Below are 16,666 nucleotides of genomic sequence, written 5' to 3'. Positions count from 1 at the left end.
ATGAAGAAACTTTTTGTTATTACCTTTCTTTTTTGTGTTCAATTTGGAAATGCACAAATTTTTGGAGGAGATAAAATTATAAATAACGAGAATTTTGACAAACAACGTTGGTCCTGGGGATATTACCTGGGTTTTAACACCTACGATTTTAAATTTAAATATAATGATGAAGTAGCTCCCAACGGGAATGACCTCATTATTGAAAAAACCCTTGGTTTTAACGTAGGCCTGGTTGGGAATTTAAGACTAAACAACAATCTGGACCTTCGGTTAGAGCCGGGTGTTACTTTTAATACACGAAATTTTAGACCTCCTTACACCAAAGATATTGAGGAGGTAAATGCTACTTATGTGCACATTCCCTTATTGTTGAAGTTTTCAGCAGACCGAAATAATAACTTTAAACCATTTGTTGTTGGAGGTTTATCTACATCAATAAATCTTTCCAGTAATGAGAACAACCCAGATGTAGACACGCGTTTAAGAACCAATAATTTCCACTATGAAGTTGGGCTGGGTATAGACCTTTATCTTTATTATTTTAAGTTCTCACCTTCAATAAGAGGTGTGTTTACCATAAACAATGAAATGGCAGAAACAAAATTCCAGGCTGTAGATGCTATGCGATCACAAGCTGTATTTCTCAACTTCACATTCCAATAAAAGGGTCCTGAAGGCCATTTTAAAAAGTATATCTTAACTTCCTGGTAAACCAACATGAGTTTTCGGGTTTGATTTGTTGATATTTTAAAGCAGGTACCTGCAGAAAAATAGCAAACCAGAGGTTTTAAGTAAAACTTTTGCGTCTAAATTCACTTAAAAGAATTGCTGTTGCCGTGGCCACATTGAGACTTTCGGTTTCTTTTAATTCTCCAAAACGCGGAATGCTTATTTTCTTTTCTACCAATGCTTCAATTTCTATTGAGACTCCATTGGCTTCATTCCCCATTACCAAAATTGCCTTTTCCTTAGTTTCAGCATTGTAAACATTCTCCCCTTCCATAAAAGCTCCATATACGGGCAATCCTGATTCTTCAATATAATTCTTTAAATCACGATATACAATATTCACGCGGGCCAAAGACCCCATAGTTGCCTGTACCACTTTGGGGTTAAAACAATCTACCGAGTCTTTAGAGCAAACCAGGCTCTTTATTCCAAACCAATCACAAAGCCTAATAATAGTACCCAAATTTCCAGGGTCCCTAACTCCGTCTAAAGCCAGAATTAGGTTTTCATCTTTAATCTCAAACTCCTGTGGAATTTTAAATAAAGCTAATGCGACCTGTGGGGTTTTAAGAAAGCTTATTTTCTTAAGTTCCTTTTCGTCTATTTTTTGAATTTTGCTGGCAGGAACTCCAAAATCTTGTTCGGTAGTAAAAAGTCGCTCTAAAGAAAATTTCGAGTTTATAAGCTCGTTTATTGTTTTAATACCCTCAGCTACAAAAAGTGTATGTTTAGAACGATATTTTTTTTGTGCAAGACTGGTTATTAACTTAATTTGGCTTTTACTAACCATACAAAAAATGTAATTTTGATCTCTTAAAAATGTGTGTTTGAATCGGCATTTCGCAAAAATATCATTATTTTTTTTAAGCTTGCTTTTTTTAATTTCCTGTAATGCCGTAAAACGCGTAGAGGGTGATGACAAACTGCTCACTAGCAATGAGATTTTCGTAAATAACGAAAAGATTAAAGAAAGCCGTATTTATAATCAGCTCTACCAGGAACCAAACACCAGCTTTTTGGGCATACCGCTACGACTTCATTTTTATAATCTTGCCCGCCCCGATATAGATTCGATTTTAAGCGAAAAATACTTAAAGAATGAAAGTAAGAAAAATACGCTTACAAATATTCTATCATACAAGCAGTTTGAAAAATTATTACATTCAAAAAAATCTTTAAATGAATGGATAAAAAGTACGGGGGAAGCTCCGGTAATTGTAAGCAAAGAAGAAACTCAAAAATCTGTTAATCGATTAAATTCGTGGTATTGGAACAATGGATGGTTTAATGTAGAAACCAATTATGAGATAACCCCTTCAAATAAAAAAAAGAAACGCGCCCATGTAACTTATAATGTAACGACTGGAGAAGCATATCAGTTAGACTCTATCACTACCAGCATCTCTTCTAAGGTTTTAGACTCTTTATATGAGTTGCATAGAGATAAATCTATCATAAAAGAGGGCATGCAATATAAGACATTAGACATTAATGAAGAAAGAGACCGGCTTACTTCTCTTTTTAGAAATAGCGGTGTTTATAATTTTGACCAGGAATACATAAGCTTTAATGCAGATACCATAAACACCGGAAAAAAGGTAAACACGACCCTTATTATAAAAAATCGTTTCGCATCTGAAACCGACACCAGTTCAAGGGTTCCATTTAAAATCCATGAAATAAGCAAGGTTAACATTTTTACAGATTATAAATACGCTAACCGAAACCAAACACTTACAGATAGTATTACCACCGAAGATGGCTACACGCTTTACAGTTTTGAAAAGCAGCGCTATAAACCGCAAGCCATTACCGATGCCGTTTTTATAAAACCCGGAAATACCTACAGTGACATTTCACGTTCCAGGACCTATAATCGCTTAAACTCTTTACGAATTTTTAAATATCCCAATGTACAATTCACCCCAGATCCTGCAGATTCTACCCGTAGTGACCTTATCGCTAATATTTTTTTAACACCACAACCAAAATATTCCCTGGGATTTGATTTTGATGTTTCACAAAGTAATATCCAAAAATTCGGGATTGGTTTTGGGGGCTCACTTTTAATAAGAAACGTATTTAAAGGAGCTGAAAATTTTGAAATTTCAGGCCGTGGAAGCATAGGTTCTTCTACAGACGCTGCTATAAGTGGCAATGACGATCGCTTTTTTGATATTTCAGAAATTGGAGCCGACCTAAAACTTACTTTCCCACGAATATTTCTACCTATTAATACAGATCGTTTTATTCCAAAATACATGCAACCCTTTACATCACTTAGCCTTGGGGTTAGCACTCAAAACAATATTGGGCTCGACAAACGTAACCTTACGGGCATTCTTAATTATAGATGGAATCCTTCTTCAAAGCTTTCAAATCGCCTGGATTTTTTAAATATTCAATATGTAAGAAACCTGAATATAGATAATTACTTTAATGTATATAGGAATTCTTATAACGATCTAAACCAAATTATCCAGTCGGGAAATATAGTGACTAATCCTTCGTATTTAAATTCAGAAGGCTTGTTAAGTATTCCTACGGGTGCTGAAAATTTCATTAGGGACATTTCTAACAATACCGGAGGAACCACCGGCTTAAACCAAGACCAAAAACGACTGGTAAATAACATAGGAGAGCGCAAAAAGCGTCTTACCGAGAACAACCTTATATTCGCTACCAATTACACCTATTTATGGAATACCAAGAAGAATCTATACGACCAGGAGTTTACCCGATTTAGATTTAAAATAGAAACTGCCGGAAATGTACTATCTGCCATTTCTTCCCTGGCCGATTTTACCAAAAATGAGAATGGAACTTATAGTGTATTAGGGGTTAATTATTCCCAATATGTTAAAACCGAACTCGATTTTATTAAGCATTGGGATTTAGGCAGGGACAATATCTTTGCATTCCGTGCTTTTGGAGGGGTAGCCATCCCTTATGGAAATGCAAACAGCATCCCTTTTGTAAGAAGCTTTTTTGCCGGAGGCCCTAACGACAACAGAGCCTGGCGGGCCTACGACCTTGGCCCCGGAAGCAGTGGCGGCCGAAATGAATTTAACGAGGCTAATATGAAACTGGCCCTTAATGCCGAATACCGTTATAATTTATTTGGCTCTTTAAATTCGGCCGTTTTTATTGATGTTGGAAATATTTGGAATGTCCTGGATATTGTTGAAGACGAAAAAGCAACTTTCGAGTCTTTTGCAGACCTTAAAAACATCGCCATAGGTTCTGGTTTTGGACTAAGGTACGATTTTAACTTTTTTGTTTTAAGATTTGATATTGGCTTTAAAACCTACGACCCTGCCCTGCCTGAAGGCAATCGCTGGTTAAGAGATTACAACTTTAATCACGCCGTCTACAATGTAGGTATCAATTATCCTTTCTAAGCTAACATATTTTCTTATTTTTGTATTTCTAATTCAACTAAAATTATGAGTCATAACATTAAACCTGGCGTAGCTACAGGAAAAGAAGTACAAGAAATTTTTAATTACGCCAAGAAAAAGGGCTTTGCCCTTCCCGCAGTAAACGTAATAAGCTCCAGCAGTATGAATGCTGTAATGGAAACCGCTGCCGAATTAAATTCTCCGGTAATCATTCAGTTTTCCAATGGGGGTGGCCAGTTTAACGCTGGAAAAGGTTTGTCTAACGAAAATGAAAAAGCTGCTATTTTAGGAGCTGTAGCAGGTGCTAAACACGTGCACGAACTTGCTGAAGCTTATGGTGTCGTGGTAATTTTACATACAGACCATTGCGCGAAAAAATTACTTCCCTGGGTAGACGGTTTACTTGATGCCAGTGAAAAACATTTCGAGCAATTTGGAAAGCCGTTATACAGCTCGCATATGATAGATCTTTCAGAAGAGTCGCTTCAGGAAAACATTGAAACCTGCAAGAAATATCTGGAAAGAATGAGTAAAATGGGAATGACCCTTGAAATTGAGCTTGGAGTTACCGGAGGTGAAGAAGACGGTGTAGATAATACCGATATCGATTCTTCAAAATTATACACTCAACCAGAGGAGGTAGCTTATGCCTATGAAGAATTAAGCAAAGTAAGTGACCAATTCACTATTGCTGCTGCTTTTGGAAACGTACACGGGGTTTACAAACCAGGAAACGTAAAACTTACACCAAAAATTCTTAAAAATTCACAAGAGTATATTTCAGAAAAATATGGTGTGGAAGAAAACAATATTGATTTTGTATTCCACGGAGGTAGCGGTTCTACAGTTGAAGAAATTCGCGAAGCAATTGGCTATGGCGTAATTAAAATGAATATAGATACAGACCTTCAATATGCTTACCTTGAAGGAATTCGCGATTATATGGGAGAAAAGAAAGATTATCTTGCTGCCCAAATTGGTAATCCTGAAGGAGACGATGTACCTAACAAAAAGCATTACGATCCAAGAAAATGGTTACGTGAAGGAGAACTTACTTTTAAAGCCCGACTAAAAAAGGCTTTCGAAGACCTTAATAACGTAAACACTCTATAAATTTAATTTTTTAAAACAGCTGGAATTTTAAAATTCCGGCTGTTTTTATTTTAAGTAAAACTTTTGGTTTATTTCCCATACAATAAACCAAAACCTGAAACCTGAAAAATATATGGCTTGGTTTAAAAGAACACAAAAAGGAATTCAAACACCCACAGAACACAAAAAAGATGTTCCAAAGGGTCTTTGGTATAAATCACCTACCGGTAAGATTGTAGATGCAGAGCAATTAGAAAGTAATTTTTATGTAAGTCCGGAAGACGGATATCACGTAAGAATTGGTAGTAAAGAATATTTTAAAATCCTTTTTGATGATAATAAATTCAAAGAATTGGATAAGGGTATGACTTCTAAAGACCCTTTAAACTTCAAGGACACTAAAAAATATACCGAGCGCTTAAAAACAGCTCAGGAAAAGACCGAGCTTAACGATGCCGTGCGTACCGCTGTTGGAAAGTCTAAAGGAAAAGACCTTGTAATTGCCTGTATGGACTTTAGGTTTATTGGTGGCTCGATGGGTTCTGTTGTAGGTGAGAAGATTGCCCGGGCAGCAGATTATTCACTAAAAAATCAAATTCCCTTCATGATTATCTCTAAATCTGGTGGGGCGAGAATGCAGGAAGCCGCTTTATCTCTAATGCAATTAGCAAAAACTTCGGTTAGGCTGGCACAATTAGCAGAAGCTCGTATTCCGTATATTTCACTAGCCACAGATCCAACTACCGGAGGTACTACCGCCTCTTTCGCGATGTTAGGAGATATCAATATTTCAGAACCTGGTGCTTTAATTGGTTTTGCGGGCCCACGGGTAGTAAAAGATACTACCGGGAAAGACCTTCCAAAAGATTTTCAAACTTCAGAGTTTTTAAAAGAACACGGCTTTTTAGATTTCATAACAAAAAGGTCTGAGCTTAAGGATAAAGTAAATCTTTATTTAGATCTTATTCAAAATCAACCAGTAAGGGCTTAAAATAAATTTTTCTTTGAGTAGGTAATTATATTTAAAGTAGTATCTTTGCCGCCTGACGGAAAAACTGTCAATACATAAAAATCATTAAAATTAATATTGGAATGTATTTAGCCAAAGAAAAAAAAGAAGAAATTTTTGAGAAACACGGAAAAGGCAAAACCGATACCGGTTCTGCAGAAGGACAAATTGCATTGTTCACTTACCGAATCTCTCATCTTTCAGACCACTTAAAAAAGAATCGTAAAGACTTTAACTCAGAACGCTCTTTGGTAAGATTGGTTGGTAAAAGAAGAAGCTTACTTGACTACTTAAAAAAGAAAGATATCATGAGATATCGTGCTATTATTAAAGAGTTAGGATTAAGAAAATAAATTTCAGAGGGGGCTTTACGCCCCCTTTTTTTATAATAATAATTTATAAATCACTTTGTTTTAGGTGCGTTTATTAAACTAAAAGTAATTGCCCTACCCGAAGTAATTTAAATCTCGATTATCAAATAAAGTATCTCTAAGAGACCTTATACAAGAGGATTATCGAGAAAATTGTCGCTCAAAGAGAGTAGTTTTTCATTGGTCTACACAACACACAACAACACAACACCCGGCCGTCCGGTATAGGCGGAGACCATTGTTTAACAAAAAGATCTGGTGAAGTTATTCAGATCAAACGAAGAATTCAAAATTATGATTCCACAAACATTTAAAGAGGTTATCGATTTAGGAGATGGAAGAGAAATCTCTATCGAAACCGGAAAATTAGCAAAACAGGCCCACGGGTCGGTTGTTGTTCAAATGGGCAACGCTATGTTGCTTTGTACCGTAGTATCTTCTTACAAAGAAAGTACTATGGATTTCTTTCCACTAACTGTAGATTACAGAGAAAAATTTGCTGCCGCAGGACGCTACCCGGGTGGTTTCTTTAAAAGAGAAGCAAGACCAAGTGACGGCGAAGTTTTAACCATGAGAATTGTAGACCGTGTTTTGCGCCCGCTTTTCCCATCAGATTATAAAACAGAGACCCAGGTAATGATTCAGCTGATGTCTCATGACGAAGAAGTAATGCCAGATGCTTTGGCAGGACTTGCTGCTTCGGCTGCTATTCAACTTTCTGATATTCCTTTTGAAACTCCTATTTCTGAAGCCCGTGTAGCAAGAATAGATGGAGAGTTTATAATAAATCCAAGCCGCAGCCAGTTACAAGATTCAGATATTGATATGATTATTGGTGCTTCTGCAGATTCTGTGATGATGGTAGAAGGTGAGATGAAAGAAATTTCTGAAGAAGAAATGGCTGAAGCCATCCAATTTGCCCACGAACATATTAAAAAACAAATAGACGCTCAAGTACGCCTTGCAGAAGCTTTTGGCAAAAAACCGGTTAGGGAATATGCTACCGCTGAAGAGAAAGAAGATATTGAGCAAAAAGTTCGGGAAGCTGCCTACGATAAAATCTACGAGATTGCCAAAGGTGGCCACAGCAAAAAAGAACGTAGTGAAGCTTTTGCTGCCGTAAAAGAAGAAGTACTGGCTTTATTTTCTGAAGAAGAATTAGAAGAAAACGAAAAGCTAATCAAACAATATTATAGCAAAACCGAAAAAGAGGCAGTAAGAGAACTTACTCTTGCCGAAGGTATTCGTCTTGATGGTAGAAAAACCGACGAGATTAGACCTATTTGGTGTGAAACCGATTATTTACCATCGGTACACGGTTCGGCTATTTTTACCCGTGGGGAAACTCAAGCATTGGCAACGGTAACTTTAGGTACTTCCAGAGAAGCCAATACCATAGACATGCCAACACACCAGGGTGAAGAAACTTTTTACCTACATTATAATTTCCCTCCATTTTGTACAGGAGAAGCTTACCCAATTAGAGGTACTTCAAGACGTGAAATTGGACACGGAAACCTTGCCCAGCGTGCATTAAAAGGAATGATTCCTGAGAACAACCCTTACACGGTAAGAGTAGTTTCAGAAGTATTAGAATCTAACGGATCGTCTTCTATGGCAACGGTTTGCGCCGGAACTATGGCCATGATGGATGCCGGGGTAAAAATGACAAAACCTGTATCTGGTATTGCTATGGGATTAATTTCTGATGGCGAACGTCACGCGGTACTTTCAGATATCCTTGGAGATGAAGATCACCTTGGAGATATGGACTTTAAAGTAACCGGAACAGCCGACGGAATTACTGCTTGCCAAATGGACATAAAAGTAAAAGGACTTCCTTACGAAATTTTAGTAAAAGCCTTGAAACAAGCGCGTGCAGGAAGACTACATATCCTTGAAAAACTTACTGATACTATTGCTCAACCAAATGAGCAGGTAAAAGCACATGCTCCAAAAATTATCACCAGAAGAATTCCTAATGAGTTTATTGGTGCACTTATTGGGCCTGGTGGAAAGGTAATCCAGGAACTGCAAAAAACTACCGGAACTGAGATTGTGATCAATGAAGATCCAGAAACCGAGGAAGGTATTGTTGAAATTCTAGGAACAGATCAGGCGGGAATTGACAAAGTTCTGGCTAAAATAGACTCAGTTACCTTTAAACCTGAAAAAGGAAGCGTTTACGAGGTGAAAGTAATTAAGGTATTGGACTTTGGTGCAGTAGTAGAGTATGTAGACGCTCCCGGAAATGAGGTGCTATTACATATTTCTGAGCTTGCCTGGGAAAGAACCGATAATGTTACTGATATTGTAAACCTTGGTGATATAATAGATGTAAAGTACTTTGGTATAGACCCTAAAACCCGAAAGGAAAAAGTTTCAAGAAAGGCTTTATTGGAAAAACCAGAAGGTTATCAGTCTCGTCCGCCTAGAGATAGTAATCGCGATAACCGCGGCTCTAGAGACAATCGTAGTCGTGATGATCGTCGAGGTAGAGATCAAAAAGATCGTAGAAATAAAGACTAATTAGTCTTAATCTTTACAAATTAAATCCCCGGGAATTTTTTTCGGGGATTTTTTTATGCCTTTTCTTATATGTTAGAAATGTTTTAGTAAAACTTCGGCGATTGCAAACTACATATCTACCTGAGTTGTTAGTGGGTAGAGGCTAGTAAGATTATGCATTCCTTACATCGTGATTCGTTAGTTTGCTACACTGAAATATATACTGTTACCCCAACTGCAAACTTAAGACTGAGACTGCAAACTTTTTTATGCGTTAGGGATTGCAGCGGAAAGCCCACAGTGAGTGCAACGAACGCGGACTTGCAGCGAAAAGCCCGACCCGTAGGGGAACGTCCACGAAGTACTTAAAACCTAAAACAATATACTATATTAATGAATAAGTTACCTGGCTACCTATCAACAAAGCATTAAATTATGAGTGTAGTATGCAATCTACTTTACGGGTGATATAAGCTATTTAACGAAAATAATTTTTAAAAGCATCCAATTCTTCAAAAAGATTTTAGACGACAAAAAGCGTGTATCATCCTATACACCAGTCAAAAGGCTATAAAAAACTCTACATGGTTTTTTAAAATAAAAAAATAATTACGGTTTTCTGTAACATTTAGACGAGTCTTTACGTATAAACTAATACAAGAGCTATTCACAATTAAAATCCAAGGAGACGATAGATGAGACAACTTAAGATTACGAAGCAGGTAACGAACCGTGAAACTGCTTCGCTAGATAAGTATTTGCAAGAAATTGGTAAGGTTGATCTAATTACTGCCGATGAAGAGGTAGAATTAGCACAACGCATTAAAGCGGGTGATGACCGCGCTTTGGAGAAATTAACCAAAGCGAATTTACGTTTTGTGGTGTCGGTGGCAAAACAATATCAAAATCAGGGGTTAACCCTACCCGACCTTATTAATGAAGGAAATTTAGGATTGATTAAGGCTGCGAAACGTTTTGATGAGACTCGTGGTTTTAAATTTATCTCCTATGCTGTATGGTGGATTCGCCAGTCTATTCTTCAGGCACTGGCAGAGCAATCACGTATTGTTCGTTTACCACTAAATAAAATTGGATCTATAAACAAGATCAACAAAACCTTTGCTTTTCTTGAGCAATCTCACGAGCGCCCACCAAGCGCAGAAGAAATAGCGAAAGAGCTGGATATGACTATTAATGATGTTAAGGAATCTATGAAGAATTCCGGACGTCATGTTTCTATGGATGCTCCACTGGTAGAAGGTGAAGATTCTAACCTTTATGACGTTTTACGTTCTGGAGAATCTCCAAATCCCGATAAAGAACTTTTACACGAGTCTTTAAGAACCGAGATAGAGCGTGCTTTAGAAACTTTAACTCCGCGTGAAGCTGATGTAATTCGTTTATACTTTGGGCTTGGAGACCAGCACCCTATGACGCTTGAAGAAATTGGGGAAACTTTTGATCTTACCAGAGAAAGAGTTAGACAAATTAAAGAAAAAGCGATAAGAAGATTAAAGCATACTTCAAGAAGTAAGATTTTAAAAACCTATTTAGGTTAAGATATTTAAGGTGACAACAGTTAACTCCGGCGACGGCCGGCTAACATAACTGTTCGTTTTTTGATTGATGAATGACCCCGGCGTGATGAACCGGGGTTTTTTTATATGCCTTTATTAATTACATTTAACAAATTAGAATCTAAAAGCGTTTCTCCTCTCTAAAAACATAATTACCATACTTTTTAAACCGTCCAATATTTAAGTTTATGATGAAGTTATATGAAATAAAAACTGCCTCTTAAATAATTTTACAGAAAGCATCAAATACGTATAATCTTGTTATTTTTGCGTGTACATACATACAGCACAAAAACTATGACAACAAAACTTATTGCTCCATCTATACTTGCTGCCGATTTTGCCAATCTTCAGCGTGATATTGAAATGGTGAACAAAAGTGAAGCCGACTGGTTTCATATAGATATTATGGATGGTGTTTTTGTACCCAACATCTCCTTTGGAATGCCCGTACTTCAGGCTATTTCCAAACATGCAGAAAAGACCATTGATGTTCATTTAATGATTGTAGATCCTGATCGGTACATTAAAGAATTTGCAAAATTGGGAGCCGATAATCTAACGGTACATTACGAAGCCTGCCCCCATTTACACCGTACGCTGCAAGCAATAAAGGCCGAAGGAATGAAAGCCGGTGTAGCCATAAATCCCCATACGAATGTAGATTTATTGAAAGATGTGATTAATGATATCGACCTAGTATGCATCATGAGTGTAAATCCAGGTTTTGGCGGGCAAAGCTTTATTGAAAACACTTACCAAAAAGTGCAACGTTTAAAGGAGCTTATCGTTACGCATAATGCCGCTACTTTAATTGAAATTGATGGTGGAGTAACCAATGAAAATGCTTCTCAACTGGTAAAGGCCGGTGCAGATATTTTGGTGGCCGGCAGTTATGTCTTTAAAGCTGAAGATCAGGTAGAAACCATAAAAGACTTAAAAAATCTTGCAAACTCCTAAAAACATTTACGATTTAATTATAATAGGTGGCGGCCCTATTGGTATAGCCTGCGCCCTCGAAGCAGAGAAAAAAAATCTGTCGTACCTCATCCTGGAAAAAGGTTGTTTGGTAAATTCGTTATACCATTACCCGAACAACATGACCTTCTTTTCTACATCAGAAAAACTAGAGTTGAATGGCATCCCTTTTATCAGCAACAACCCGAAACCCAGAAAAGCCGAGGCGCTAGAATATTACCGGCGAATAGCCACTTCAAATAAAATTAACATCAATTTATTTGAAAAAGTTACCAAAGTAAAATCGCAAGGAGAAATTCACAAAATAACCAGTTCTAAAGGAGAATACGAAGCAAAGAATATAGTGGTTGCCACCGGTTTTTACGATATCCCAAATTATTTGAATATCCCCGGAGAAGATTTACCTAAAGTGGCCCATTATTACGGAGATCCGCATTATTATGCCACCTTAAAAACCCTTGTGGTTGGCGCTAGCAATTCGGCTGTAGATGCCGCTCTAGAAATATACCGAAAAGGTGGTGATGTTACTATGATAGTTAGGAAGGAAGATATTGGCCCCAGGGTAAAATATTGGGTACGTCCCGATATAGTTAACCGAATTGAAGAAGGTAGCATTAAGGCATTCTTTAATGCCAACTTAAAGGAAATTAGGCCAAATCAGGTAGTTATTGATACTCCGGAAGGCTTAGCAACCCTGGAAAACGACTTTGTACTCCTGCTTACCGGATACCGTCCTAATTTTGATTTTCTGAAAAGTATGGGTATTAATCTATCTGATGATGGAAAAAAAATCCCGCAATATAATAAGGAAACAATGGAAACGAATGTAAAGGGAATTTACCTTGCAGGAGTTATTTGTGGCGGCGTAGAAACTCATAAATGGTTTATAGAAAACTCTCGGATACATGCTAAAATGATTATGGAAGATCTGGCTAAATAAGTTACGGCTTACTTTAAAGATCTTCCAAAAATTCTTTTAAAACTAATGCGTGATTATGCTTTTTATCCTTAGAGCCGTATAAAAGTTGAAGAGTTTTTCTTTTATCCAGTTCTGCTAAATCTTTTAAAATGTTTTCTTTATTCTTCTTTAATTCTATCCTATAACTTTTTCTAAACTCATCCCAGGAAACTTTATTTAAATGAAATTTCTTTCGTAAATCATCTCCTGGCGCCCATTCTTTATGCCAATAACCTAAAGATGCATCTTCTTTAGAGATGCCCCGGGGCCAGAGCCTGTCGACTAAAATCCTTATATTTTTCGAATCCTTTTTATCTTCGTATATTCTTGCTATTTCTATATTCATATTCTAAAGATAAAAAGCAGATATATAAAAACCGCCTACATAACTTTATTCGTTTTACTAAAAAAAAAGAACAACGAATAAAATTACTTAGGCGGCTAATTACTGGTGATTAAATCTTTATCTATTCATCAAAACAATTTCAGAGGAATTAAAGTTATCATTCCTATTTAGAAGTTTCCCATAAAATTCTAAATCTCGTTTTTGATCTTTAAATGATTTATCCAACCATTTTACCGCTTTCTTTACCGGAAATTTATAAATTTTAATGTCCGGATACGTGTCTGGAGCTTCAGAAGCCTCAATCCCTATTTCAATTTGCTGTTTATCTTTGTTATAGTAAACATATTTAGCACAAAAATTATGTTTAATCAGGCTAACAAATTCATCAGAGAGTTGTTTACAAGATTCGCACTCTTCAACATATTGTTTCACCAGTTGCTGAAGGCTCAATCTTATTTCGTTGGTATTTAAGTAAGATGCCATAGGTGTTAATTTTATTGGTTTGTTTTAGGCTAAATTATAGGTATACTTAACGGGCAGAAACTTTTTATGCGAAATTTAACTCCTAGTTGTTAATATATCTAAATTAATTCAATTTTTCGTAACAAAAAAGTGTCTAAAAGACTTTTTTGTTACCGAATTACAGACAAAAACACAATTACACTTTTAACTTTTTATTAGTAGACCACCTGAAAATAGTCGGAAAATAAAGGGTTTATGTGGATTTTCTGTAAGGATTTCTCACCTATTTCGGCTATGTACAGATATAAAATACACCTAAAATGGATATAAAATTAAGGGATATCCCCTATTCGATTCTTGAATTGGCCACCGTAGCTAGAGACTCTAATGTTAAAGAAACTTTTGACAGAAGTTTAGACCTTGCACAAAAAGCCGAAGTACTGGGATACAAGAGGTTTTGGCTTGCCGAGCATCATAACATGCTAAGTATTGCCAGTGCTGCCACTTCAGTATTAATAGGATATATTGCAGGTGGTACTTCCAAGATTAAAGTAGGCTCAGGTGGGATTATGCTTCCTAATCACTCCCCTTTAATTGTTGCCGAACAATTTGGCACCCTGGGCACACTATATCCCAATAGAATAGATTTAGGACTGGGAAGAGCTCCTGGCACCGATCAAGTTACCGCACAGGAAATCCGCTCAGATAGAATGAAGTCGGTTTTTAAGTTTCCCGAGGAAGTAAAAAAAATCCAAAACTATTTTTCTGCAGAGAATACAAAGGCACAGGTACGGGCCACCGTGGCAGAGGGTGTAAATGTTCCTGTTTATATTTTGGGTTCCAGTACAGATAGTGCCCAACTCGCGGCTGAACAAGGCCTGCCATACGTTTTTGCCAGTCATTTTGCACCTGCCCAACTACACCAGGCGCTTAGTATTTATCACAATAATTTCAAACCATCAAAATTTCTACAAGAACCCTATACTATTGCCGGGGTAAATATAATCGCTGCCGACACAACGGCTAAAGCTGAAAAAATATCGACATCGCTTATTAAAATGATGCTTGGCGTGATGAGCGGAAATATAGATTATATGCAGCCTCCGGAAGAGTTTACCAGTGAGCATAAAGAAATTCTTGCTCATCCAGGTTTTCAACGAATGCTTAAATATGCATTTATTGGGGATGCTAAAACAGTAAAAGAAAAAACCAATGCTTTTATTCAAGAAACAGGCGTAAATGAGATTATTGCAGTTTCCCACATCTATGACCACAATGATAGATTACGATCTTTTGAAATATTTTCAGAGATTATGAAGGGAGAGATTTAGTTTAGTCTTTAGACGGTCGACTTTAGTGGGTTCGAGATTCGTGAATTGGTTAAATAGTTAATTTGTTAACTCGGGATTCGTTAATTCGTTAGGTTGGACTACGAAAGCCTTGTGTAATGGTCCATGCATTAAATAAAAACTTGCAAAAATTGCGGACTGAGACCGCATACTGCATACTAAATTACTGCTTACTGAAACTGCACACTGCCTACTGAGTTACTGCTTACTGAACAAGAAACCCTTCCGAGACCTCTGCGATGCGCCACCTTTCCTTAAAAAGAGAAGGAGCTTTTTAAATTTTAGTTGGAAAATTTATAAAATTGAATAATGCATACTGAGACTGCATGCTGAAACCGGTAAGAATAAAATTTAGAACTCTTTTCGCAAGTTTATACCCAGGCCGTATAAAGGTTCTGCAAGGTTGCTTACTTCCAGCCCTAGTTGCAGATTTAACTCCACAAAAGATTGCAATAAACGTATATCAAACAAACCAGAATAGACATCTTTATTAGGCACGAAAAAAGCGCCATGCCTTCCTTCATTATGAGAAAAGCTTAACAACAACTTCCAGGGATAACTTACAAAATAATTAGAAAAACTCCCTGAAAGTCCCAGGTGGTGAGCACTAAACTTATTGTTCACAACCCGATCCAAGGCTTTATCATAAGTAAAAAACGGTGCTCCAAGAATTCTGTTTTCATACGTAAAACCAGAATGATAGGTTAGAAAATTGTTCAAATAATTATCATTGTTATGGGGAGCACCCGAATTAATACTCTGGTTTCTCGTATAATAAAATTCATATAATATACCATTAAGCAAGCGACGCTTATCATCAAAATCAAGGAAAAGTCCGTAGCGTCCATCGGGGAAGTTTGAAAATCGGCTTCCGGTTCCATCTTCAAACATATGGTTATAAATAAATTGCAATTGCATTTCAGAAGAAAGCCTTTTTCTTATTTCCAGCTCATAAGAACCTAAATGATTACCCAAAACATTAATTTGATCACCATTAACAGCATTCTCCCCACCTTCTCTTCCCATAACCACTTTAAGGTAATCTGAAAATCCATCTGGTTGTTTTCCTGATTCAGGGGAATCGCCGGCCCACTGTGCAAAATGACGAATTCCGGCTTTTATCTCAAAGTCGGGACTTGGGCGATATACCAGTTTAAAGCCTTTGTGGTGTAAAAGAGTATTCCTTACAAACCGATCTTTTCCCATCAAATAATCACTCCAATGCGCTTCAAAGCCAAAAGCCGATTGAGGGCTAAAAAAGATTGTGCGGTTGGTGGCCAAAGATATCCCGGGCATTGGTCTTGCATTTAAAGACCAAAGTATACTTTCGTTGGTGGCACTAAGGCCTTTATAAAGCTCTTTTCTCTGTTTTCTTCCTATTATAGCTTCCAGCCAGGAGTTATTATAAGCTGCATAAACCTCATCTAAAAAGATTTTATCCCTTATTCCATCCTGATATAATATCCCTGCTCCAATCTCCAGAGAATTTCCATTATTGAACTCCCTAAATGTCCTGGTTGAAATCCAGCCCGAAATATTAGTTTCTTCAGAAACCCGAGCACGCTGATTATGGTACATCCAAAATGGAAGACGTTGTAATTCGCCATCATGAAGGTAAGCATTAAGATTTACTGAACCTGAAAAATCCCATTGTGCATAACTGCCCAGGGACATTAAGCTGAGAAAGCCTGCCAAGGCTATTTTTTTTATCATTGATAGATATTAATTGAGTTGTTAATAGCATTCGAGTTAAAGAGGAAAAGATTGTCGCGTCATCAATTTCCCTCTAATCGATCGATTTCTCGTAAAGACGTGATTTCCCTTCGAGTGTCCCGATGCAGTCGGGATGTATCGAGAAGTGGTTGTCAGTTGGAGGTTGGCGGTTT

At 37.1% G+C, this 16,666-nt stretch carries 14 protein-coding genes; 10 read left to right on the top strand and 4 right to left on the bottom strand.

Annotated elements, in window-relative coordinates; all coding sequences use genetic code 11:
• On the top strand, window positions 1-663 hold the full coding sequence (gene porT / locus I6U50_RS05935; RefSeq protein WP_198638173.1) for a type IX secretion/gliding motility protein PorT/SprT: 663 nt from the start codon (window positions 1-3) through the stop codon (window positions 661-663).
• 124 nt (window positions 664-787) lie between these two features.
• Here porT and I6U50_RS05930 read toward each other — a convergent pair whose 3' ends face one another.
• Window positions 788-1,519, bottom strand: coding sequence for a TrmH family RNA methyltransferase (locus I6U50_RS05930; RefSeq protein ID WP_198638172.1), 732 nt, complete (start codon window positions 1,517-1,519; stop codon window positions 788-790).
• A gap of 37 nt (window positions 1,520-1,556) precedes the next feature.
• Here I6U50_RS05930 and tamL point away from each other — a divergent pair, with 37 nt between their 5' ends.
• From tamL to I6U50_RS05890, 8 genes are all read left to right on the top strand, one after another.
• Window positions 1,557-4,130, top strand: coding sequence for a translocation and assembly module lipoprotein TamL (gene tamL / locus I6U50_RS05925; protein ID WP_198638171.1), 2,574 nt, complete (start codon window positions 1,557-1,559; stop codon window positions 4,128-4,130).
• A gap of 45 nt (window positions 4,131-4,175) precedes the next feature.
• The gene (gene fbaA / locus I6U50_RS05920; protein WP_198638170.1) at window positions 4,176-5,243 is read left to right on the top strand and encodes a class II fructose-bisphosphate aldolase; all 1,068 of its coding nucleotides are present in this window, start codon (window positions 4,176-4,178) and stop codon (window positions 5,241-5,243) included.
• Window positions 5,244-5,355: 112 nt separating this feature from the next.
• Window positions 5,356-6,213, top strand: coding sequence for an acetyl-CoA carboxylase, carboxyltransferase subunit beta (gene accD, locus I6U50_RS05915; protein WP_193711564.1), 858 nt, complete (start codon window positions 5,356-5,358; stop codon window positions 6,211-6,213).
• Window positions 6,214-6,314: 101 nt separating this feature from the next.
• A complete protein-coding gene (gene rpsO, locus I6U50_RS05910) occupies window positions 6,315-6,584 on the top strand; it encodes a 30S ribosomal protein S15 (protein ID WP_193711565.1) in 270 nt (89 codons plus the stop codon).
• A gap of 312 nt (window positions 6,585-6,896) precedes the next feature.
• The gene (locus tag I6U50_RS05905; RefSeq protein WP_193711566.1) at window positions 6,897-9,131 is read left to right on the top strand and encodes a polyribonucleotide nucleotidyltransferase; all 2,235 of its coding nucleotides are present in this window, start codon (window positions 6,897-6,899) and stop codon (window positions 9,129-9,131) included.
• 674 nt (window positions 9,132-9,805) lie between these two features.
• The gene (locus I6U50_RS05900) at window positions 9,806-10,669 is read left to right on the top strand and encodes a sigma-70 family RNA polymerase sigma factor (protein WP_011708302.1); all 864 of its coding nucleotides are present in this window, start codon (window positions 9,806-9,808) and stop codon (window positions 10,667-10,669) included.
• A gap of 315 nt (window positions 10,670-10,984) precedes the next feature.
• Window positions 10,985-11,647, top strand: coding sequence for a ribulose-phosphate 3-epimerase (gene rpe / locus I6U50_RS05895; RefSeq protein ID WP_193711567.1), 663 nt, complete (start codon window positions 10,985-10,987; stop codon window positions 11,645-11,647).
• Window positions 11,634-12,605 carry a YpdA family putative bacillithiol disulfide reductase gene (locus tag I6U50_RS05890; protein ID WP_198638169.1) on the top strand — a complete coding sequence of 324 codons (972 nt, stop codon included), beginning with the start codon at window positions 11,634-11,636 and terminating at the stop codon, window positions 12,603-12,605. Before rpe ends, I6U50_RS05890 begins: the two co-directional genes overlap by 14 nt.
• A gap of 13 nt (window positions 12,606-12,618) precedes the next feature.
• Here I6U50_RS05890 and I6U50_RS05885 read toward each other — a convergent pair whose 3' ends face one another.
• Together I6U50_RS05885 and I6U50_RS05880 are read right to left on the bottom strand one after the other, a co-directional pair.
• Window positions 12,619-12,969 (bottom strand): DUF488 domain-containing protein, encoded by a 351-nt coding sequence (locus I6U50_RS05885; protein ID WP_198638168.1) that lies wholly within the window; start codon window positions 12,967-12,969, stop codon window positions 12,619-12,621.
• Window positions 12,970-13,086: 117 nt separating this feature from the next.
• Window positions 13,087-13,452, bottom strand: coding sequence for a hypothetical protein (locus I6U50_RS05880; RefSeq protein WP_198638167.1), 366 nt, complete (start codon window positions 13,450-13,452; stop codon window positions 13,087-13,089).
• Between the two features lie 305 nt (window positions 13,453-13,757).
• On the opposite strand from I6U50_RS05880, the gene I6U50_RS05875 reads away from it, so the two are divergent.
• A complete protein-coding gene (locus I6U50_RS05875) occupies window positions 13,758-14,762 on the top strand; it encodes an LLM class flavin-dependent oxidoreductase (RefSeq protein WP_394370611.1) in 1,005 nt (334 codons plus the stop codon).
• Between the two features lie 369 nt (window positions 14,763-15,131).
• On the opposite strand, the gene I6U50_RS05870 is transcribed toward I6U50_RS05875, so the two are convergent.
• Window positions 15,132-16,493, bottom strand: coding sequence for a capsule assembly Wzi family protein (locus I6U50_RS05870; RefSeq protein WP_198638165.1), 1,362 nt, complete (start codon window positions 16,491-16,493; stop codon window positions 15,132-15,134).
• Window positions 16,494-16,666: the final 173 nt, after the last annotated feature.

Origin of the sequence: Salegentibacter maritimus (assembly GCF_016236975.1) — a bacterium.
GTDB lineage: Bacteria > Bacteroidota > Bacteroidia > Flavobacteriales > Flavobacteriaceae > Salegentibacter > Salegentibacter maritimus.
This window is presented reverse-complemented; position numbering and strand designations above follow the sequence as displayed.

What these genes read in the sequence shown, in the direction of transcription:
- porT (WP_198638173.1), top strand. Translation starts at nt 1, where the DNA reads ATGAAGAAACTTTTTGTTATTACCTTTCTTTTTTGTGTTCAATTTGGA.
- I6U50_RS05930 (WP_198638172.1), bottom strand. Translation starts at nt 1,519, where the DNA reads ATGGTTAGTAAAAGCCAAATTAAGTTAATAACCAGTCTTGCACAAAAA.
- fbaA (WP_198638170.1), top strand. Translation starts at nt 4,176, where the DNA reads ATGAGTCATAACATTAAACCTGGCGTAGCTACAGGAAAAGAAGTACAA.
- accD (WP_193711564.1), top strand. Translation starts at nt 5,356, where the DNA reads ATGGCTTGGTTTAAAAGAACACAAAAAGGAATTCAAACACCCACAGAA.
- rpsO (WP_193711565.1), top strand. Translation starts at nt 6,315, where the DNA reads ATGTATTTAGCCAAAGAAAAAAAAGAAGAAATTTTTGAGAAACACGGA.
- I6U50_RS05905 (WP_193711566.1), top strand. Translation starts at nt 6,897, where the DNA reads ATGATTCCACAAACATTTAAAGAGGTTATCGATTTAGGAGATGGAAGA.
- I6U50_RS05900 (WP_011708302.1), top strand. Translation starts at nt 9,806, where the DNA reads ATGAGACAACTTAAGATTACGAAGCAGGTAACGAACCGTGAAACTGCT.
- rpe (WP_193711567.1), top strand. Translation starts at nt 10,985, where the DNA reads ATGACAACAAAACTTATTGCTCCATCTATACTTGCTGCCGATTTTGCC.
- I6U50_RS05885 (WP_198638168.1), bottom strand. Translation starts at nt 12,969, where the DNA reads ATGAATATAGAAATAGCAAGAATATACGAAGATAAAAAGGATTCGAAA.
- I6U50_RS05880 (WP_198638167.1), bottom strand. Translation starts at nt 13,452, where the DNA reads ATGGCATCTTACTTAAATACCAACGAAATAAGATTGAGCCTTCAGCAA.
- I6U50_RS05870 (WP_198638165.1), bottom strand. Translation starts at nt 16,493, where the DNA reads ATGATAAAAAAAATAGCCTTGGCAGGCTTTCTCAGCTTAATGTCCCTG.